Source organism: Marinobacter sp. UBA5687 (assembly GCF_002420325.1).
In the GTDB taxonomy this organism is placed as follows: domain Bacteria; phylum Pseudomonadota; class Gammaproteobacteria; order Pseudomonadales; family Oleiphilaceae; genus Marinobacter; species Marinobacter nauticus.
Genome location: NZ_DIHV01000067.1, coordinates 1 through 20,038, shown reverse-complemented (window position 1 = coordinate 20,038; position 20,038 = coordinate 1). Strand labels below are relative to the sequence as shown.

Annotated in this window: 14 protein-coding genes and 2 tRNA genes; 4 read left to right on the top strand and 12 right to left on the bottom strand. The window is 57.7% G+C overall.

Annotated features, from left to right (window positions below; translation table 11 throughout):
- Positions 1 to 2: 2 nt before the first annotated feature.
- The 3 genes from B3Y70_RS07265 to gltX all read right to left on the bottom strand — a co-directional run bounded on the left by B3Y70_RS07265 (position 3) and on the right by gltX (position 1,759).
- Positions 3 to 78, bottom strand: a tRNA-Glu gene (locus B3Y70_RS07265).
- 7 nt (positions 79 to 85) lie between these two features.
- Positions 86 to 161 (bottom strand) — tRNA-Ala (locus tag B3Y70_RS07260).
- A 116-nt stretch (positions 162 to 277) separates the two neighbouring features.
- A complete protein-coding gene (gltX, locus tag B3Y70_RS07255; RefSeq protein WP_153740334.1) occupies positions 278 to 1,759 on the bottom strand; it encodes a glutamate--tRNA ligase in 1,482 nt (493 codons plus the stop codon).
- Between the two features lie 142 nt (positions 1,760 to 1,901).
- On the opposite strand from gltX, the gene B3Y70_RS07250 reads away from it, so the two are divergent.
- Entirely contained in the window at positions 1,902 to 2,861 is a 960-nt protein-coding gene (locus B3Y70_RS07250; RefSeq protein ID WP_153740335.1) for a zinc ABC transporter substrate-binding protein, read from the top strand.
- Here B3Y70_RS07250 and B3Y70_RS07245 read toward each other — a convergent pair.
- Positions 2,841 to 3,755, bottom strand: coding sequence for an AEC family transporter (locus B3Y70_RS07245; protein WP_153740336.1), 915 nt, complete (start codon positions 3,753 to 3,755; stop codon positions 2,841 to 2,843). The two genes, B3Y70_RS07250 and B3Y70_RS07245, sit on opposite strands and share 21 nt — an antisense overlap.
- A gap of 308 nt (positions 3,756 to 4,063) precedes the next feature.
- Here B3Y70_RS07245 and rnk point away from each other — a divergent pair, with 308 nt between their 5' ends.
- Positions 4,064 to 4,450, top strand: a complete 387-nt coding sequence (gene rnk / locus B3Y70_RS07240) for a nucleoside diphosphate kinase regulator (protein ID WP_014421109.1) — start codon at positions 4,064 to 4,066, stop codon at positions 4,448 to 4,450.
- A 102-nt stretch (positions 4,451 to 4,552) separates the two neighbouring features.
- Positions 4,553 to 5,707, top strand: a complete 1,155-nt coding sequence (locus B3Y70_RS07235; protein ID WP_286894658.1) for a cytochrome P450 — start codon at positions 4,553 to 4,555, stop codon at positions 5,705 to 5,707.
- A gap of 68 nt (positions 5,708 to 5,775) precedes the next feature.
- Here B3Y70_RS07235 and selD read toward each other — a convergent pair whose 3' ends face one another.
- Positions 5,776 to 6,813 (bottom strand): selenide, water dikinase SelD, encoded by a 1,038-nt coding sequence (selD, locus tag B3Y70_RS07230; RefSeq protein WP_153740338.1) that lies wholly within the window; start codon positions 6,811 to 6,813, stop codon positions 5,776 to 5,778.
- 101 nt (positions 6,814 to 6,914) lie between these two features.
- On the opposite strand from selD, the gene B3Y70_RS07225 reads away from it, so the two are divergent.
- Positions 6,915 to 8,096 carry a trans-sulfuration enzyme family protein gene (locus tag B3Y70_RS07225; RefSeq protein ID WP_288589496.1) on the top strand — a complete coding sequence of 394 codons (1,182 nt, stop codon included), beginning with the start codon at positions 6,915 to 6,917 and terminating at the stop codon, positions 8,094 to 8,096.
- Here B3Y70_RS07225 and pelG read toward each other — a convergent pair.
- From pelG to B3Y70_RS07190, 7 genes are read right to left on the bottom strand one after another with little or no spacing between them, the layout of a single operon-like run.
- Positions 8,093 to 9,469 carry an exopolysaccharide Pel transporter PelG gene (gene pelG / locus B3Y70_RS07220; RefSeq protein ID WP_011785372.1) on the bottom strand — a complete coding sequence of 459 codons (1,377 nt, stop codon included), beginning with the start codon at positions 9,467 to 9,469 and terminating at the stop codon, positions 8,093 to 8,095. The two genes, B3Y70_RS07225 and pelG, sit on opposite strands and share 4 nt — an antisense overlap.
- Positions 9,469 to 11,007 (bottom strand): GT4 family glycosyltransferase PelF, encoded by a 1,539-nt coding sequence (pelF, locus tag B3Y70_RS07215; RefSeq protein ID WP_222534668.1) that lies wholly within the window; start codon positions 11,005 to 11,007, stop codon positions 9,469 to 9,471. Before pelF ends, pelG begins: the two co-directional genes overlap by 1 nt.
- Complete coding sequence (locus B3Y70_RS07210; protein WP_157680625.1) at positions 11,004 to 12,002, bottom strand: tetratricopeptide repeat protein; 999 nt, start codon at positions 12,000 to 12,002, stop codon at positions 11,004 to 11,006. The genes pelF and B3Y70_RS07210 overlap by 4 nt, the downstream gene beginning before the upstream one ends.
- On the bottom strand, positions 11,986 to 13,317 hold the full coding sequence (locus B3Y70_RS07205; RefSeq protein ID WP_113879007.1) for a PelD GGDEF domain-containing protein: 1,332 nt from the start codon (positions 13,315 to 13,317) through the stop codon (positions 11,986 to 11,988). Before B3Y70_RS07205 ends, B3Y70_RS07210 begins: the two co-directional genes overlap by 17 nt.
- 5 nt (positions 13,318 to 13,322) lie before the next feature.
- Positions 13,323 to 13,856, bottom strand: a complete 534-nt coding sequence (locus B3Y70_RS07200) for a hypothetical protein (protein WP_023009908.1) — start codon at positions 13,854 to 13,856, stop codon at positions 13,323 to 13,325.
- Entirely contained in the window at positions 13,853 to 17,041 is a 3,189-nt protein-coding gene (locus B3Y70_RS07195; RefSeq protein ID WP_278350936.1) for a tetratricopeptide repeat protein, read from the bottom strand. Before B3Y70_RS07195 ends, B3Y70_RS07200 begins: the two co-directional genes overlap by 4 nt.
- Complete coding sequence (locus B3Y70_RS07190; RefSeq protein WP_286895928.1) at positions 17,042 to 19,795, bottom strand: bifunctional glycoside hydrolase 114/ polysaccharide deacetylase family protein; 2,754 nt, start codon at positions 19,793 to 19,795, stop codon at positions 17,042 to 17,044. It abuts the gene before it with no gap.
- Positions 19,796 to 20,038 lie beyond the last annotated feature (243 nt).

Sequence of the window (20,038 nt, the reverse complement as noted above, 5' to 3'; positions counted from 1 at the left end):
ATTGGCGTCCCCTAGGGGGTTCGAACCCCTGTTGCCGCCGTGAAAGGGCGGAGTCCTAGGCCACTAGACGAAGGGGACTAGAAATTGGTGGAGCCAAGCGGGATCGAACCGCTGACCTCAACACTGCCAGTGTTGCGCTCTCCCAGCTGAGCTATGGCCCCTCAACGGATGCGTATATTAAGGATCCGCCCTTGGGGCGTCAACACCCGATTCCGCTTTTTTTAAAGTTTTTTGAACATCCCTGTTCTCATCGTTCAATTAACCAACAAACCGCTCATCAAACACCCAGAGCGGCGTATTCCTTCTCTACTTTTTTGGTTTCTTTCTTGGAAAAGCCACCCATAACCTCAAGGGCATGACGCAAACGGGAGCGGGTCATGTCCGGGCCAAGCAACGCCATGGAGTCCATCACTGACCAGGAATTGGGCGTTCCGGCAATGGCCACAAAGATCGAGAACATGAAATCGCCCATCTTCAGGTCCATGGCTTTCGCCAACGCCTTGATGTCGGCAAAGATGGTGTCCTTGCTCCAGTGGCGCTGGGCTTCCAGTTTCCAAAGGGCAAACTGCAGCACGCGCTTGATCTGGCCTTCATCCAGTTTGTTATGGGCAAAGTCCTCCGGTTTCAGATTCAGCATGCCGCTGAACATGAACTGGGCCATTGGCGCCACATCGGAAAACACTTCTGCCCTACCCTTGATATGGGGCACCAGGGCTTTCAAGTCGTCCTGGTTAAACCACCACTGTTGCATCCGCGCCATGAACTGCTCGTCGCTCAGCTCCTCACGAATCCACTGGCCGTTGAGCCAACGCAGTTTTTCCACGTCAAACACGGGGCCACCCAGGGACACGCGCTGGATATCAAAGTTCTCGATCATCTCATCCAGAGTGAATTTCTCACGCTCGTCCGGCATGGACCAGCCCATACGACCCAGGTAGTTGGTCACAGCCTCTGGCAAGAAGCCCATACGCTCGTAAAAGTTGATACTGGTCGGGTTCTTGCGCTTCGACAGCTTGCTCTTGTCAGGGTTACGCAGCAGCGGCAGGTGACACAGCTCTGGCATATCCCAGCCAAAGTACTGATACAGCAGCTTGTGCTTGGGCGCAGAATTGATCCATTCCTCACCTCTCAGCACGTGGGTAATGCCCATCAAATGGTCATCAACAACATTGGCCAGGTGATAGGTCGGCATCCCATCAGACTTCAACAGGATCTGGCAGTCCACCTGAGCCCAATCGATCTCAATGGTACCCCGGAGCATATCCTGAATTTCACACACGCCTTCGTCGGGCACTTTCATGCGGATAACATACGGATCACCCGCATCCAGACGGCGCTTTACCTCTTCTTCCGGCAACTCCAGATCGCCCTTGATGCCGGGATTCAGGCCCTGAGCCCTGCGCTCTTCGCGGATAGCATCCAGCTCTTCCGGTGTACGGAAGCAATAGAACGCATGGCCAGCGGTGACCAGATCCTCAGCATACTGACCATACATGTGCTTGCGCTCAGACTGGCGATACGGGCCGTGGGGGCCGCCAACATCGGGACCCTCGTCCCAATTCAGACCCAGCCACCGCAACGCTGTCAGAATATCCTGCTCGGATTCAGCGGTACTGCGGGCCTGATCGGTGTCTTCGATGCGCAAAATGAACTGGCCGCCGTGCTGACGGGCAAAGCAAAGGTTAAACAGGGCCACGTAGGCGGTACCAACGTGTGGATCGCCGGTGGGCGACGGGGCAATTCGGGTGCGTACTGTCATGAAACCATCCTGAAAATAAGTGGCCGATTTATAAAGGGCGCATTATAGCGGCCATCCTGAGGTTTCGCATGGGCGGCTTTTGCATCTCCGATACAAACCGTTATATTATAACATTTCACGTACACGCAGGATTCAATACACCATGCCACAGAATGTCACCCGCCTGGCCCTCGCACTCTCAGCCCTGGCTATAGCAACACCCGCAGCCGCGACCAATGTGGTTGCGTCCATTAAACCTGTCGAACTTCTGGTCAAAGCTGTCGCGGGTGACAGCGTGGAAGTATCAACGCTGATACCACCCGGCTCCAGCCCCCACAACTACAGCATGAAGCCCTCTCAACGGCGGGCCCTGGAACAGGCGGATGTCATCTTCTGGGTGGGCCCGGATATGGAAACCTTCCTCAACCGTCTGCTCGGTGGCAAGGAATTCGCTGGCCGGGCGGTGGCTTTCATGGAAAGCGAAGGCGGTGAATCTGAGCACGACGAGCATCATGAAGAGCACAACCATGAGCATGAAGACCACGATGATCACGGGCATCATGACGAACCCGATGTCCATCACCACGATCACGGCGACGGCGAAGATCCACATATATGGGTAGACCCGATGCTGGCGCTGGACATGGCGAAAGACATCCGGAATGCGCTGAGCGAACATGAGGGCGTAAACCCCGAGGAGCTGAATGCCAATCTCGAGCGCTTTCAAGCCGAGCTGCTCAGTAAAGAAAAGAGTATTCGTGCGAGCTTTGCGGGCCTTAAAGATATCAGCCTGTTCGCGTATCACGATGCCTTTACTCGCTACGCCGATCACTATGATCTGACGCTGGACGGCATTCTGACACTGAACCCGGAGCTCTCACCCGGTGCCCGACATATTGCTGATGTGCAGGCCAAACTGGAGGCCGCCAATCACCCGTGCCTGCTGACCGAACCCCAGTTCAACCGTCAATGGTGGCGTTCCATTACCGAAGGGCTGAACGTCACTTTCAGCACCTGGGACCCGCTGGCAACCGACATTGAATCGACACCGGCAGGCTACATCGAGTTTCAGCAATCTGTGGCCGATGCGGTTCTCAAGTGCTTACCAGAGCAGGCTCAGTAGCACCGGAATAGAGACCATCGCCAACAGGGTTTGCCCGCTGATGATCCCTGCCATCAGCGGCGCATCCCCGCCAAGCTGACGCGCCAGGATGTAGGCGGACGTGGCAGTAGGCAAGGACGCCAACAGCACCGCCACCTTCACCAGCAGCCCTTCCAGCCCGAGCATCCAGGCCAGGCCCGCGGTCATCAGCGGAAACGCCACCAGTTTCAGGGCCGACGACACAATAAACGGAACCGAACCGCCACGCAGGGCACTGAGTTGCAAGCCAGCTCCCACGCACATCAGCCCCATCGGCAGCGCCAGATTACTCAACGGCTCCAGTATGCCCGCCAGCAAGGGATGAAACCCTACCTGGAAATAGCTCCAGAGCACGCCAATGACCGAGCCGACGATCAACGGGTTGGTGACAATCGCCCGAATCACCGCCGCCAGATTGATTCGCTCTCGTCCGGCCACCAGTGCGAACATCAGAATACACAGCAGGTTCAACAGCGGTACCATAATGGCCACGGCGATGGCCGTGAGCGAGAGCCCATCATCCCCCAGGAGCATGCCACCCGCGGCCAGACCCACGTAGGAATTGAAACGAATCGCACCCTGGTATACCGAAGAAAACACCGGACCAGACCAGCCCCAGAGCCACTGCGCAGCCACCAGCACCAGCGTCATCGCCAGCAGCATGGCGATAATCAGCATCGCCGTATCACCGTAGGCGGAAGGAGGCAGCCGGGCCTGCCCAAGCTTGAACACCAGCATGGCAGGAAACAGTACGTAATAGGTGAAGCGCTCCGCACGGGGCCAGAAATCACCTCCGGGAAAGTCCACGCGGCGCAAACCATGGCCCAACATGATCAGCACGAAGACAGGAATCAAAGCCTGAACCACCATTGGCATCACCACCTCCCGACTACCAGACACCAGCCCGTTCACAGGTGCAAGACACTAGCACAGATCTTCGGCAAGTTCGCAGTTGCCATTTTGCTCACCCGGGGGTAGATTCAGAGTTTCTTCAACTCTAAAGGCGAAGTGCAATTCCCGTGAACATTCTGCGTTCAGGCAATTACACGATATCTCTGGCACTGCGGTCCTCCTTCGGGAACACCGGCAGGGCTGCCATCCGCCTCTGATTTCGCTGAATCCACTTTCTTCCCCGTCCGGATTCAGCGCCTAACCAACAATCGATTGTTTACCTGGAGATTGCTATGGCTGAATTGCCACCTATCACTGTTGCAGAAGAAGATTATAACCGTCTCAGCACCTTGCTTGAGCGGGTCGCCGGCCAGTCTGATGTGGCCGATGGGCTGGAAGACGAACTCAGCCGTGCCGACATGAAGCCACTGGCCGACATGCCAGAGGGCGTGGTAACCATGAACTCACGAGTGCGCTTTCTGAACGAAGACACCGGCGAGGAGCACGAAGTGGCGTTGGTATACCCTCATGAAGTTGGCGACGCCGACCACAAAGTCTCGATACTGGCACCGGCCGGTGCCGCCATGCTGGGGCTGAGCATTGGCAGCAGCATCGAATGGCCCATGAAAGGCCGCAAGCCCATCCACCTGAAAGTGATCGGTGTTACCCGAAACCCATAAGCACTTTCCTTTACAAATATCAGGACTTGATATTTCTCCAAAGGCAGAACGGCCTCCGGTGGTAGCATTTCATCAATGCTAACCGACAGATCAGGAGGCCGTATGGCAGAGCAGCACCACGAAGACTGGGATCCCAGATCAGCCGAGGTTCAGACGGACCAGATCCGCGCCTACGATGCCATGCGCAAGGAATGCCCGGTAGCCTGGAGTGATTACCAGCAGTGGACGTTGTTTCGCCATGCCGATGTCATGCGGGCACTGGAGGATCATCACACCTTCAGTAACGCCGTCTCCGCGCACCTGTCCGTACCGAATGGCATGGACCCGCCCGAACACACCCCTTACCGCAAGGCCATCGAACCCTATTTTGCGCCCGAGCCCATGGCACACTTTGAACCGGTATGCCGGGATGTTGCCCGGGCGCTGGTGCAATCCCTTGACAAAAACAAGGCGCTGGATGTGGTCAACACTCTAAGCCGCCCCTTTGCACTACAGATTCAGTGCGCGTTTATGGGCTGGCCGGATAGCCTGCATCAACCGCTGGCCGAGTGGGTGATGAAGAATCACCGGGCAACCCTGGCCCGCGACCGTTCCGCCATGGCCGACGTTGCTGAAGAATTTGACGGATACATCCGCGACCTTCTGAACTCCCGGCGCCGGACCCGGGAGCCCGCACCAGATGACGTCACCACCCGATTAATGCGTGAGCAAATCAATGGCCAACCCATGACCGACGAAGAGTTGGTCAGTCTCTTGCGCAACTGGACGGTCGGAGAACTGGCCACCATTTCAGCCAGCATTTCCATACTGACCCACTATCTGGCCCATCATCCCGAGCTTCTTAATGACCTTAAGGCCGTCCCGGAGCAGCTCTCCGATGCTATTGACGAAATCCTGCGAATGGACGCCCCACTCATATCCAACCGCCGGGTGGTCACCCAGGAGGTTGAGATAGGCGGCAGAACCATTCCCGCCGGCGCGAAAATCACCCTTCTTTGGGCATCCGCCAACCGGGACGAAGTTGCTTTCGGCAACCCGGATCAGTTCTGCCCACGTCAGAACGCAGCCAGGAACCTACTCTATGGCGCCGGCATCCATGTCTGTCCCGGCGCCCCCCTTGCACGAATGGAACTCAGGATCTTCATGGAGGAGTTGCTGAAGCAGATCGAAGCTATAGAACAGGCTGACGGCGAACAGCCTGAGCGGGCGATGTTTCCCACGGGAGGATTTAACTACCTGCCACTGGTGTTTCGCTGATAGCTTTCTCCAGAAAAAACAAAAGCCGCAGCGGAGAACCTCCGGTGCGGCTTTATAGTGCGACGGGATCAGTCTTCGATAAACACCAGGCTTTCGTCGGACCCCGCGGCTTCAAGACGCCCGAGAGGCTGCAGATCCAGCCCATGCTTTCGGGCGAGGGCCTCAAAGGCTTCCCGGCTCTTTTCGGCCACGCTAACCATCAAGCCACCGCTGGTTTGCGGATCACAGAACAACAGTTTGTCGGCGTCGGTCATACCGGAAATCGCCTTGCCGAAGGCCGCCGCGTTGCGGTGGGTGCCACCAGGGATGCAATCGGCATCAATATAGGGCTTCAGATTTAGCAGCACCGGCACAGCCTTGCGGCTAACCGTGGCCTTCAGGCCGCTACCCCGGCAGATTTCCAGCAAATGCCCGGCAAGACCAAAGCCGGTTACATCAGTCATGGCATTGACACCATCCACCTCGGCAAACGCTTCGCCAACCTTATTAAGGGTCGCCATGTTCTCCACCGCCACGGCCAGATCTTCAGGAGTAACCTTACCTTTCTTGGAAGCACTGGTGAGAATGCCGACGCCCAGTGGCTTGGTGAGGTACAACAAATCGCCCGCCTGAGCGGTATCGTTTCGGATAATACGGTCAACAGCCACCTGGCCAGTCACCGCCAGCCCGAAAATCGGCTCCGGTGAGTCAATGCTGTGGCCACCGGCCAGGGCAATACCCGCCTCAGCACACACAGCTCGACCACCATCGATCACCTTGGCGGCAATTTCCGGTTCCAGCTCATTGACCGGCCAGCCCAGAATCGCGATAGCCATCACGGGCTTTCCGCCCATGGCATAGACATCGCTGATGGCGTTGGTGGCAGCAATACGGCCGAAATCGAACGGGTCGTCCACCACCGGCATAAAGAAATCGGTGGTGCTGATAATGCCAAGGCCGTTACCCACATCGGCAACCGCAGCATCGTCTCGGCTGCTGTTGCCCACCAGCAGTCGCGGATCGTGAAATTCGGGAGCATCAGTGTGAAGGATGCGGTCCAGAACGTCCGGAGCAATCTTGCAGCCACATCCGGCACCGTGGCTGAACTGGGTCAATTTGATGGACAAAGCGTCTTCCTTCTTTCGGTTGAGCAACTCGGTTATCGTCAGGATACGCAACAGTCTACAATGCAGCTCACTCTCCGGCCACCAAATGCGTAGGAACCACCATGACCACCCCGAACAACCAAGGCCCCGCGACTCGCATCATCCACAATCGCCGCCATAAGGATGCCTTCGGCAGCCCCTACTCGCCGGTTTACAACACCACCACCTACCGGTTTGAAAACACGGCAGACTTGCTGGATGTGATTGAGGGGCGAAGCGACGGTAACCTGTACACTCGCTGGGGCACCAACCCGAGCATCCAGGAACTGGAACAGGGACTGGCCGGGCTCGAAAATGCTGAAGCAGCACTGGGGTTTGCGTCCGGCATGGCGGCAATTTCGGCAACCCTGCTGGCCCATGGCCGTAATGGAATTGTGTGTGTAGGCGATCTGTATGGGGGCACACAGGAACTACTGAAGAATCACTGCCAGGCGCTGGGCATTCCAGTGACCTTCCTGTTCCGTGAAGAGCAGGACCAACTGGCGGAAACACTTAACGAACCGGGCAAGCTGGTCTATTTCGAAACCCCGGCCAACCCGAACATGGCGATCCTGGACATTCGCACCATCGCTGAAACGGCCCACCAGCACGGCGCGCTGGTGGCGGTGGACAATACGTTCGCCAGCCCCATCAACCAGAAACCGCTGGAACTGGGCGCAGACCTCGTCTTGCACAGCGCCACAAAATACCTGGGTGGCCACAGCGACCTGACCGCCGGTGCCCTGATGACCTCTGCAAGCCTGGCAAAACCCGTGGTCGCCTGGCGCAAGAACCTGGGCCAGCTGATTGCCCCGGAAACCGCCGCCCTGCTCTCCCGCAGCTTGCGCACGCTGCCATTACGAGTGCGCCAACACAACGAGAACGCCATGGCAATCGCTCAAGCGATGGAACAACATCCGAGAATCACCAAAGTACACTACCCGGGCCTGCCTTCCTTCGAAGGCCACGACCTGGCCAAACAGCAGATGACCGGCTTCGGCGGCATGCTCAGTATTGAAGTGGACGGTGGCCAGCAGGCAGCCGAAAAAGTGGCGGACTCCCTGAAAGTCTTCCTGCTCGCCACCAGCCTGGGCGGCGTAGAAAGCCTGGTGAGCCAACCGAGCGCCACCAGCCATCACGGCCTGAGCCGGGAAGAGCGCCTCAAACGGGGCATTGGCGATGGCATGCTGCGCCTGTCAGTCGGGCTCGAGGATACAGCCGATCTGATACAGGACCTGAATGATGCCCTTACACGAGGGTGTTAACGCCCCTGTAGCATGAAGGTTTCGTACTCAAGTTCATCGAACTTGCGGGACAGCAGCGCCAGTCCAACCAGAGCTGAGACCAGGGTAGCCGCCGCATAGCCGTATCCGTAAAAGGCGGCGCCCAACTCAATGGTGATCAGTGTGAATACGATATTGGTACCGAGGAACAGGGCGCAAAGAATCAGGTTTATCCCCCGGGCATCGAGATAAAACAGTACATTCTGTATCGCAAGAAGAATCAACTGCATGGCCACCGCAATCAGGAAAATGTGGAACAGTGGAAGGTACAGTGTGGAGATACCCAGAGCAGAGAGAATTTCCTCCCCCCACAGGAACAGAATGATCACCGTCATTCCCTGCACTTTGATGATCTCATAAATGCCGTTTCTGGCGACCAGAACCATGTCATCCCGAAACCGGTTGATTCGCTCCAGGGTATCGCCCTCACGAACGGCGTTATAAAACCGGTCGTATGCTTCGGAAAAATCGGTTTCCATTCGCACCAGAAAAACCGCCATACCGGGGATGATCGAAAGGTAGGCAAGAAAAATGGGAATGTCATAGATAATCGACGCTCTCAAAAGCCCGATAATCGGCTCTGAGGTTTCCGGCACAAACCAGAAGATCAGCTTGTCGGCCCATACCGCAGCATTGAAGAGCAGCCCGGTAAAGATCAGGGTGGGAAAGATCTGGGCACGCCTGGTGAAGTCAAACCGGATGAGCGTGGTACCCGGATACTGGCGGATGATGGTGTAAAAGAAACTGAAAAACAAAAGGCTGTGGCCCAGCAGCAACCCCAGCAAAAACCCTTCAATGCCGAAATCACGCAACTGCACCGAGGCAACGATAGCAACCAGATACCCAAGCGCGAAGACAACAACAATACGACGATAGGACTTCATGCTGGAGAGAAAAATGGTAACCGGCCAAAGGTTACACAGCACCACAAAATTCGCCAGCATCAGGAGCCGGTATAGATAACTGGTGCCCGGCATAAACCAGATAGCAGCAACAACGCCGAGCATGAAAGACGCGGCGGTTGAAACCCAGATAACCCCCATGAGGTTGGGCAGTATCAGGTTACGCTTGGACTCGTAGAGCCTGTCTGCGACCCAGCGCGTGAAAACGTGCTGAAACACCCCGGAGAGAATCAGCGAGAACGCCATCAGATAGGTGACCGACACCAGAAACTGGACCACGAATCCCTGATTTGCCTCGAGCGCAAAACTCAGGACCCCGATGATCATAACCCCGAGCACCGACAGCACCCAGGGCCCCGAGCTGATGATGCCCGCAAGACCATAGGCACCCAGGAGGTTCACAAAGCTTTCCCGCCGGAGTATTCGCCTCAGCTCAAAACCGATACCCGCCACTAACGCTCTCCCCCACTCGCCGGATTCAACGACGCCTCATAGAGGCGGCGGTATTGATCGAACATACTGTCCAAAGTGTAATAGCGTGACACCCGCTCCAACCCCGCGGCCTGGGCTGCCCGCCAGGCCTCACTATCCGTCAGCAGATGAATCGCTTCCCTGGCTGTCGCTTCAGGGTCGGCGATCGGAACGACAGCGCCCGAGGCACCCAAAGCCCGATCCTCATCACTCATTCCCTCAATGAGTTCACGGCAGGCGCCGACATCCGTGGCAAGGCACGGCAGCCCCGCGGCATTGGCCTCAAGTATGACCAACGGCAACGCCTCGGAGATCGAGGTAAGCACCATCAAACCCAGTTGGGGCAAAATCTCGCTGACATTCTGAAAACCCAGGAATTTAACGCGGCCTTCCAATCCCAGGCTGGTCACAAGATTGCGACACTCAGCGACATAGGCGGGGTCTTCATCCTCTGGCCCGACGATCCACCCTTCAGCCTCGGGCACTTGCTCCGAGACGCTTCTCATCGCCCGGATGAAGGTTTTAATGTCCTTGATCGGGACGACGCGGCCAACCAGCCCAAGCACCTTGGGAATGGCCTCCGACCGCTGCTCCCGTGGTTCCCGGAAACGCTCAGGATCGATCCCGTTCGGGATAATGCAGGTTTTTTCCGGCGAAGCCCCGTCCTGGTGCTGGCGAGCCTGGTTACCGGAATACAGCGAGACAATGCTGTCGGCCTTCTGGTAAGCCAGCCTTCCCACCACCTCGAAGAAGCGTATCCAGAGACGCCGGATATAGCCCAACTGGTCGTTAAGTGCCGCACTCACCTGGTCCTCCGGATCGTCAATCCATTGTGCCTGGGATAGATCGATCTTTCGTTCTTTGGTGTAAATGCCATGCTCACTGATCAGGTAAGGTATACGGTATCGGTCGCTCACCATTGCACCGAGCAGACCGGCATACCCGGTTGAGATAGAGTGCACCATCTTTACCCTGGGCATGTTCTTCGCAATCTCTGCCAGCGTAAACAGCGGCGCGTGCATCGTCCGGATCGTCCAGAAATAGTCAACAAAAGAGGGTTCGGTGCAGTAGGCACGGAAACTGTCTTCAATGACCTGCCAGCTCTCCCGGCTGTACAAAAAATCCTTGCGGGTAATCCCCCCGGTCTCACCCAGGTCTCTGAATACCTGCGTGAGCACCTCCTCGGGCACCGCCTCATTGGCCTTGAAACTCTCGTGCAGCCGCCGCTGACTCTGGAAGGCCCGCTTGTTTCCGTCCCTCGGCCTCGGCTTTTCCCGAACCTGGGTGTCCATCAGGTAGTGGCACTCCAGATGGGTGACATTATCCGGCAGGGTGTATTGCTGCTTTCCGTAATGGCTGGGATCGCCCCCCAGAAAAACCAGGGCAAACCGGTATTCCGGAAGTCCCGAGATCATCTGGTGTACCCAGGAAGACACGCCTCCCCGTATAAACGGATAGGTGCCTTCCAACAGCAATGCGATGTCCGCGATATACGGCTGCTTTCGTTTGAACAAACTCATAACCAGGCTTCAAGAAGAGGAGTGATCGCCGGATGATTGTGACCATGGGCGCACCGGGCCAGATAGAACCTGACCCGCTGGTAGTCCCTGGCCAGAAACGCGATTTCAGCAAGATAAGGCAGGATGTGTTCCTGACGGGCGCCATTATCAATAGCCAATTCGAAGGCATCACGTGCTTCTTCGGGCCGCCCCAACGCCAGTTCCACCCGCCCCAGGAGCTGCCAGTCCGAGGGCTCGTCATAGGTGGCAACCAGTTTCACCAGGAGGTCCCGCGACTTTTCGAGGTAGTACTGCCTGAGACTGCCCTGAGCCAATCCAAGATAGGCGGTTTCCCACCAGGTTTGTGCCAGGCGGCGATTCATGCGCTCGAGCGATTTCGGGTCAGCGGCTTCCGTCACCTGGCTCTGCAGGCGCTCAGCCTCCTGCACCAGCGCCTTTTCCTTCTGCTCCAGCATGGAATACGCCAGCAGCCGGACATCATCAACGGGATCCTTGAGTGCCTCCCGAAGAATATCAACTCCCTCCCGGCCCTCCATCTGTCGGCTGGCCAACAAAGCTTTCAGGCGTTTACCCGGATCACTCGCCTCTCTCAGAACCTGGCGCAAACCACCCTCGGTATAGACAACCTGACTGCCCATATCGGTCGGCCGGAAAGGCAGCTCGGGAATGGGCACCTGCTGCCACGGGAGTTCCCGGTTCGAGCGCGGGAGATACAGCGCGAGCAGAATGCCGACAAACACGCCAAGACTGCCCACCAGAGGAATCGCAAACTGCAGCGAAAACAGAAAGACTGCAGGCCGCCAGCGCTGTTTTCGGTAACGTTGAGGCATGAGGACCAGCAGAGCAAGCGTAAACACCACGCAGGACAACGCATGGGCAACGACATAACCACCCACTGCCCGAACCGAATCCTCACCGGTAAACAGTGCAACCGCACCGCCCAATTCTGAGACCAGTCCAAACGGTAACAACCAGTAGCTAGTCAATCGCGCCACCTTCGCGAGCCAGCCACTCGGCGACCTGGGCTTCCGTCTTTACCACCAGTGACTGCTGACTGGCAAAATCCCACAGTGAACGGCCCGCATTTTCCCGGATATCCAGTTCCAGTCGGTGCAGATACCCGGCAAGCCCCAATTCATCGGTCAGTGGCATCAACAGGACCACGCTGGGGCTCTCGTTCGCTCGGTTAACGGCAATCACATCAAGCCCCCGCAGCAAGCCGGTCATCCTGTCCGCGAGGGTTGCCAGATCCTGCTCGTTCACCTGCAGCTTAAGCAGCACGGAAGGCAAGCCAAAGGCCTCTGCATCTCTAGCTGCGCGACGCGCCTGGGAACACAGGCTCTGCCACTCATGAGAACCTGCCATCGTCTGATCCCGTTGGCACAGCATATCCGCCATATGCCCGGCAAGAATCGCCATCAAACGAAGCGTCCGGTTCTGGAAACTGAAGAATGGAATGGACTCCACCACACAGAGTGCCACCAGGTCATCGGTAGAACTAATGAGAGGGATCACAACCAGCAGATCAGTATCCAGTTTTTTCAGGTGTTTGCGGAACTCTGTCTGCACCGACACCAGTGTTCTTTCCTGCATGGCATATCGAATCAGCGGATCGGACTCCGAAACCGCCTCATAGTCACCAACCGTTGCCAGCGCCTTCGGTTCAATGTTTCGGTTTCCTTCCACTGCCAGTATGGCGGCCGTCTGGAGCTGGCCGTATCGAGCCAGAACCCGCAACATCAGGGCCGCGCTTTCTTCATTCAAACCCTCGGAGCGGGTCTGGGACAGTTCGCCATACAGTCGTCTCAGCGCTTCCCGCAGGCTGCCGGAGCTCCCGGCTAACTGTTGCTCGAGACGATCATGGGACACCTTCATCAGGTAGAAGTTGCGGGTAAATTCTTCCAGGCGCTGGAGACTGTATTCGTTAACTGCGTTGGCCCGGCGCAATTGACGTTCCCAGTAGTCCCGAAACTCCCCGGCCAGCAGCCCACATGCCAGCATGCCGGCGGCCCATCCCCACGGGTAGGCCGTGGCAGCGGCCTTGTCATAGTGCCACCCGGCCACAAGCAGCACCAACAGACTCGACATCAGAGCCGGGAAAAAGCCGTAGCGCAGGCCGATCAACAAGGGCGCCAGAACCGGCCACGCAAACGTATTGCCAACGTGGAGCGGGTCGTCAGGTCGCAGCCAGAAGCCTGCCGCGAGAAACAGGCCTGAGACCAGAACGACTTCCAGCCATTTCAGCCAGCCATGCACCTCGGTGGCGGGCCCCGATTGTGCCACTGTCGTAGTTGCCCGGGTGTCCTGCATCAGTATCAGTCTTCGCCGCGAACCAAAGGCATGGCATCAATGAGATCCTGAAGCACCTCACGCCCAACCGTTCCGAGACTCTCCCGCCCCCATCCCGTGCGAGCTGCTGTTCCGGACCAGACGATAGCGTTACTGCCAGAGCGTCTGACAATCATTGTCACGCCAACCGCGGGTTCGCTGTCGAAACCCGCCTTATAACGCCATTCTTCCACCGTTCCCGTGACGATAAGATCAGCCCCGTCCCGATCCGCCATGTCCATCGCTTCAGCCTGACGAGCCTGACTCTCATACATCAGTGGGTTCTGGTCTTCGGGCAAGTACAGCTCTACCCGGCCAGCCCCCTCCGCCCGCAGAATGGCAACCGCGATACTGGCGGCCCGGTCACCAGCCTGAGGGGTCTCCGAGAGATTAACAAAAGGCACAACCGCCACTTGCTCCGCCAGGCTGACAGGCGTGTCACCCGATTCCGTGATCAGGGTAGAACAACCGCTCAGGGCGACAAACAGTAGCCCCAGCAGCAGAGGTCGAAAAAGAATCATCGGTTTTCTCCCGCAGTTTTGAAAAACAAGGTATAGGTAACACGTGCGTCCAGCGAGCTGGCTCCACTCAGACTATCCGACGCATAACCGGCAGATAGCGCGATCTCGTCATCCCCGAATAGCGACCAGCTTACACCGCCGCCAAGCCCGTACTCGACGGTATCGGTGGAAAGAACATAGCCGGTGTTCACATCCAGGAACCAGCCTGGCTGAGCCTGTTGCTCGAGCAACGAGTGAGGTGAATGCTCTTGCCACCGCATACCGACAGACACGCGCTCGTAGTGTTCGGTGAGCAATTCACCGGTCTGGAGTGGTCGTTCAAACAGCGATTGCACTGCGCCTTCCAGGCGCTCTAGTCGATTCAGATCCTGCAACACATATTCCGCCCGTACACTCCAGTCCGGATAACGGCGAGCCACGAGATGACTACCGAACACCTCGAGCCGTTGTCCCTCCGCCACACTGCTTTGTGAACCGGCATCAAATGACAGTGATGCTAATCGCGCCCCAACGGTTGTTCGGCTGTCTGGCTGGTAAAGGCCCTCAAACGAAGTGCTGTCCCTGGAAACCAGCCACCAGGCTTCTGCCGAATCGGTCGAGCGCTCTCCCGAATGATACCCCACTGCCATCTGCCACCGGCCCAGTGGTTGGAACCGGGCCTCAAACCTGGTACTCAGTTCATCGCCGTCAAGACGCCCCACGTGCCCAAGCCCAGCCGTAAACAACCAATCTGTGGCGTTATTCTGAAGTTCAATCATGGCCTCGCTGGACGGTTCGGGAGCCTTCGTGAATCTCGTGTCGTCGCTGGTATCAACGCGGGCCGCTCGCCCGGTCAGCCGATAGCGTTCCGAACTGTAGTCCCACGCGCCGAACCAATGATTCACAGCCATGTCGCTGATGCGCTCCTGCTGCCAGCCCAACTGGGCAGCACGGTTCTCGGAACCAAACACCGGTTGCGCCCTGTATCCGGAGGACAACTCATCAGGGCTTCTTTGCCGTGACGGGGTTCTTTGCTCGACGCGTCGAGGAACCTGTCGAGCGGCGAGACGTCTGAGATGAAAAGCACTCGCCTGATCGCCAAGACTCTGGGCGAGCCCCGCCTGCTCCTCAAGGGCGCGGGGCTCAACGGCATTCTCCGTTCGCCACTTCTGTAACCAGTACCTGGACCGCTTATCCTGCCCAAGTGCCGAGTATCCATACGCAAGCAACGCATACTGTCGCTGCCCGGATTGCGATGACAGTTCTGTCAGAATGGCATTCAGCTTATCGCTCTTGCGCTGAGGTTCTGCCACCAGCAGCCAGCCCCACGCGCTGAGGATGTCCTCGCTTCCAGGATTCAGACGCAGCGCCTGTCGATAGGCCTTCTCTGCGTCACCAGCCTTGCCCCGCTGCTCAAACAGTCGCCCCCGGAATGTCCAGTAAAGGCCATCCTGACGGTGGGCCGGGTCTGACCGCCACTGTGCCAGCGTACGCTCCAACGCCTCCCACTGCCCCGTATTCGCCTGTGCATCGGCAAGAATGGGAATGTAACGGGCATTCCCGGTACGTTGAAACCGGTAACGGGCGAGTTCCGCAACACGCTCATAATCCCCGAACTGCGCGGCCAGGCCGATCAGCCGATCCGCCACACCAGGTCCATGCTGCCGCCAGGAACCAGCCATCAATTGCGAATACTCAGCCCGAATCTTGTCGACATCCCCCAGCATAGTCAGAAGATCCAGCCGCATCAGCTCTGCCTCTGCAGCGAAATCCGGATTCTGGAACGATACCGACAGGGTTTCGAACGCCCGCTCTACGCGCCGGGTTCGCCAATACAGATTGGCCAGAACCAATCGATCTCCCTCACTGAGCACATCCTGCCGCTCAAACAGGGCAATGGCGTCGAGATAACGATTGTTGTTGACGTACAACTGATACAGGCGGTCCTTGAACCCGGCGACGGAGGGATGCTTTCGCTGTCCCTCCTCAAGAACCGCAACTGCCTTGTCCAGCTCCACCGCTCTGGTATAGGCATCACCAAGCACAAGGTAACCATCGGCCCCAAGCTCACCTCTTGCCCTCGCCGTCTCGAGAGTTTTCACCAGTTCAGGCCAACGAAACAGTTCCTGAGCAAGCGCTGTTGCGCGCTGCAGTGCCTCGGGGTGACCGGCAGAAAGATAAAGCGACTGCCAGCGGGCCAGGGCTTTCTCCGGCTGCCCTCGCCACTCCCACACCCTTGCGGCCCAGATTCGATCCTCAACCACGGCCGCCGGCATCCCGGCAACGCGCTCAGCCGTCATTGCCACCTGGGCCAGATCTCCCTGGCCCAACTGCAGGGCTCGCAAACGACGGAGTTCGGTGATATCGGCCGTATACTGTCGCATCAACGACTCTAGCCATTGTCGTTCGAGAACGTCTTTGCCCGCCAATCGGGCCAACTGAATGGCCTCTTGCAGTCCCTCGGCTCCGGGAGACATCAGATTCCGGGCCTGAAAGGTATCCAGCGCGCGGACGGGTTGACCTGAGGCAAGGTATAGTCGCACCAGTTCCCTGGCCGCTTTGTCCTGCTCCTCAGCGGGTAGCTGGTCGATAATCCCGGCAAGGGTTTCCGCAGCGTCTGCCGGGTTCCCGGCAGCGACCTGAGCATGTCCTAGCGACATCACTAACCACAACCGGTCTTGCCCCTCCGATGATGAGATCAACGTCGGCAGCAAACTCAATTGCTCATCCGGCGTGAGCCAACCTAGCACCGTCTCTACGCTTCTGTGTACTCGGGGATGGGCACCTGCGCCCCCAGTCAGCCGCTCAACCAGAACCAGCAGGTCAGCCTTTCGCTCAGCGCGGGTATGTTCATCAGTCGCAGCCGCCAGTTTCTGAATGGCCAATGTCAAGGCCAGCTCCACGGCTTTCGGCGACACTGTCGGCTCATGGAGCAAGGGGCTCAACGTTGCCATGGCCTGTTCGGATTCACCAACATCCGATTGCATCTGTGCAAGCCGATAGCGCAACTCTTTATTATCGGAATCAGAATTCAGCAACACGGTGAGGTAAGCCAGGGAGAGCGCATCCGGCTTCTCAAGGCTGCCGATCTGGTCAAAAAACGCCTCCCTCGGGTGTACTACGTACAGCAACGCAATGGCCAGCACGCCCATCACCGCCAACGCCTGAACCCCGAACAGATTGGGACGGGAAGAGCTTCGCCTCACTCAACTACACTCCACCACAACGTTCGACACCGCTTTACCGGACAACCTGAAAGCAACCGGGCTCAGGCGGGTGGCCGGGTGATCACTTACCACTCGACAGGATTCAGCGCCACCAAAACGGAACTCCACCGGCACATGGCCATTTGCCGAGACAGTAACGCGCGAAGTCGCCCCGGAAACCTGCTCGCGCTCCCAACGCGTCAACCTGGCGTTGGCAGACTCCAGATATACTCCCTGAGGGGCGACCTCACTCACCGCCAGCGCTGCGCCGGGGCCTGTGAGGTGAACGTAATGTCTCTGACCATGCCTGATGAAGCCGGCAACTCCGGTGCTATTTTTCATATCCGGATACAGAGAATCGGGCAGTGTTACGGTCGCTGGCGTGTACACCCCTTTCCAGCGGTATACGCCATCGTCATCCCTGGTCATAACGCTGTAATAGCGGGCCTGGACCCGCGTTGCGTATTCGCTCAGGTATAGCGGTGAATTTGGTTTGTCCAGCGCATGCTGATAGACCTCATGAAGCGCCTTGATCGACTCCGGGTAGGTGCCGGAGTAAAAGTGATAATAGATCCCGCTGGGTTTCAACCGGTATGGGGCATCCAGCAGGTCGAAGCTCTCCCGGGCGTTACGATAACCATAGAACGGGCCTGTCCAGAGATCGGTGTAGACATTTTCGTTCAGCACGGGCGCATGAACCTGTAGCTCATCCCCCACCAGACGGGCATCCGGCCAGACCGCCGCGAGGGTAGAATCATATTTCAACGGCCGTGTATTGCCACCGTTGACGTTGACCAGCCCCAACTCCCTCACCATTCGCAACGCCGTTTTACCGGGCCGGGCATCACCACTCCACAGAAAGACACGAACCGCTTTATCGTCCGGGGTCAGCTCGTTAACAAAGGCCACCGAACCCGGGATTTCCCTTTTCAGATCCGGTTCGTAACCCGGCACTTCCGTGGCATATCCGTAGGCGGCCTGCTCGGCCGTCGGCGCTTCCCCACCCTCCATCATGCGCCAGAAAAACGGGTGACTGAACGTATGAGAGGCCACCTCGACATTCGGCTCCCGGAAGATCTGCCGCGTAGTCTCCAACGCCTCCCGACTCTCTGCCGGATAGACCCCGCGCTCCGAGACTTCCGCTTCGATGACGGAAACCGTATGGGGGATGGGATAGTGGCGGATGATCTTGTCCAGGATCACCTTGATGGCTTGCGGGGTTCCAGGCAGGTTAGCCCGGGAAACCGCTCCATCGCCGTCGATGTGAGCCGTGATGATGCGTCGCCCGGCTTCCGTCGTTGCATCCACGCCAGGATGACTCTCCGGCTTCAATGCATCGGCCATAAACCGTACCGGGTCAAACAGCCAATACGCTGCATTGTCTGGCCCTGGCTCAAACAAAAACGGACTCAGCGCGACGCCCCCTTCCGGGCGAATAAATACCGGGGAGTAGGATCGCGCGTTCTTGTCCTCAATCAGAATCCACGGCTCATAGGTATCCATGGCGGGCGGCATCGCCAGAGGAACCCGCGCCGGCAGACGGCTACCTTCAAACCTGCCAACCGTCTCCTGAAGTGCAGAAACCTGCAGCATCCCCTCCGGGACCCGCATGCGCTGGCCAGAAACGAGTCGCTGACAGGCAGGAGCTGCGGGCATTAACCCCATTAAAACCAACGGCAACTGGTCTTGAACGCTATTACCCAGCCACTGACACAGCCGGCTATGAGCCGTGCCCGCTTCCCACCAGACAACCACGCCGTGATACCGGTCGAGCACGGGTTCGGATAAGGGAGGTTCCAGAGCAGAGCGGTATACCGGTACAAACCCGAGGTATTCCAGAACAACGCCCAAACGGCTGTGGGCCTGACTCTGATCCGCTTGCTGCGGCGGCAGGTCATGCAACACCAGCACTTGTCGGCGTATCGTCTCTGGCGACGTCGGGCCTAATCGATCCAGCGCCTGGTTGCTGACCACCGGCAAAAGGCCCCGATCGCGAAGACGATGGGCCGTTTTTTGAGCCAACTGTGGCGTCGCTGTGTAATCAATGGCAATAACGGGCTTTTCGGGATATCGAGCCGACCACTCGGCAATACGAGCATCCAGCCATTCCCGATGTTCCTCAGGAACCGGCCGATAGCGACCCGACTCTGGATCAAAGCCCTCGAAGTAGGACTCGAACGCCAGCGCATCCACCTGATCAAGCGCCCGGACCGGCAGATGAAAGCCGCGGTTAATAATCATGACAGCTTCAGGGTACCTATCTCGGATATCGGCAATCAGATCAGCCTGCGCTTGCGCGAAGCTCAATGCGTCTACCTTGCCGGCTTCCACCATCAGGTGACTATCGAGCGTGTCGAGAAAAACCCCTTCAAAGCCTCGCGTCAACGCCGGCACAACGCGCTTATCCACGAGAAACCGCCGGACTTCGGGTTTGCGGATATCCAGAATCACGCTCCCCCAGGCCTTGTTGCGACCAACGATCCAGGCCGGATCTACTTGCGGGAAAAGCGCGTGAGATTTGGCAATCTCGTCAACCGCAACGTACGCCAGGGGCGCAGTCCCTCCCCGGGAAAGCAGAGACAGCCGGGCATCTGTGGCCTGATCCGGTTGCAACACCAGCCAGTCGTAGGCAAACAGTGGCCCTATCGGTGACTCGTGGCCATAGTAAAATCCAACATTTCTCGGACTCTCGGCGGATAAAACCGGCACATGGAAAAGGAGTGAAAGAACCGTCAGAACTCTGAAAAACGTCATGGAGGCAGCGCAACCAACAAGCCAAACAGGCAGCGAAGAAAGAAGGTGCCTAGGGTACCATGGGCTTGACAAAGGTCATACATCAAACGGCCAAAAAATGATCACTGAGGTGGACCCAATCAGTTGGACAACCTGATGGTGTCCCTAAGCTATGATCCGGTTGTTTCCCTGGCTCAGGCTGCCAGAGATATGGGTTGCCCGTAGTACACCTCATCGGGTGTTTGGTAATCAAGGGTTTGGTGG

Excerpts from the sequence above, each read along its gene's own strand:
- gltX (WP_153740334.1), bottom strand. The coding sequence starts at position 1,759 with ATGACAGTACGCACCCGAATTGCCCCGTCGCCCACCGGCGATCCACAC.
- B3Y70_RS07250 (WP_153740335.1), top strand. The coding sequence starts at position 1,902 with ATGCCACAGAATGTCACCCGCCTGGCCCTCGCACTCTCAGCCCTGGCT.
- B3Y70_RS07245 (WP_153740336.1), bottom strand. The coding sequence starts at position 3,755 with ATGCCAATGGTGGTTCAGGCTTTGATTCCTGTCTTCGTGCTGATCATG.
- rnk (WP_014421109.1), top strand. The coding sequence starts at position 4,064 with ATGGCTGAATTGCCACCTATCACTGTTGCAGAAGAAGATTATAACCGT.
- B3Y70_RS07235 (WP_286894658.1), top strand. The coding sequence starts at position 4,553 with ATGGCAGAGCAGCACCACGAAGACTGGGATCCCAGATCAGCCGAGGTT.
- B3Y70_RS07225 (WP_288589496.1), top strand. The coding sequence starts at position 6,915 with ATGACCACCCCGAACAACCAAGGCCCCGCGACTCGCATCATCCACAAT.
- pelF (WP_222534668.1), bottom strand. The coding sequence starts at position 11,007 with ATGAGTTTGTTCAAACGAAAGCAGCCGTATATCGCGGACATCGCATTG.
- B3Y70_RS07205 (WP_113879007.1), bottom strand. The coding sequence starts at position 13,317 with ATGCAGGACACCCGGGCAACTACGACAGTGGCACAATCGGGGCCCGCC.
- B3Y70_RS07200 (WP_023009908.1), bottom strand. The coding sequence starts at position 13,856 with ATGATTCTTTTTCGACCTCTGCTGCTGGGGCTACTGTTTGTCGCCCTG.
- B3Y70_RS07190 (WP_286895928.1), bottom strand. The coding sequence starts at position 19,795 with ATGACGTTTTTCAGAGTTCTGACGGTTCTTTCACTCCTTTTCCATGTG.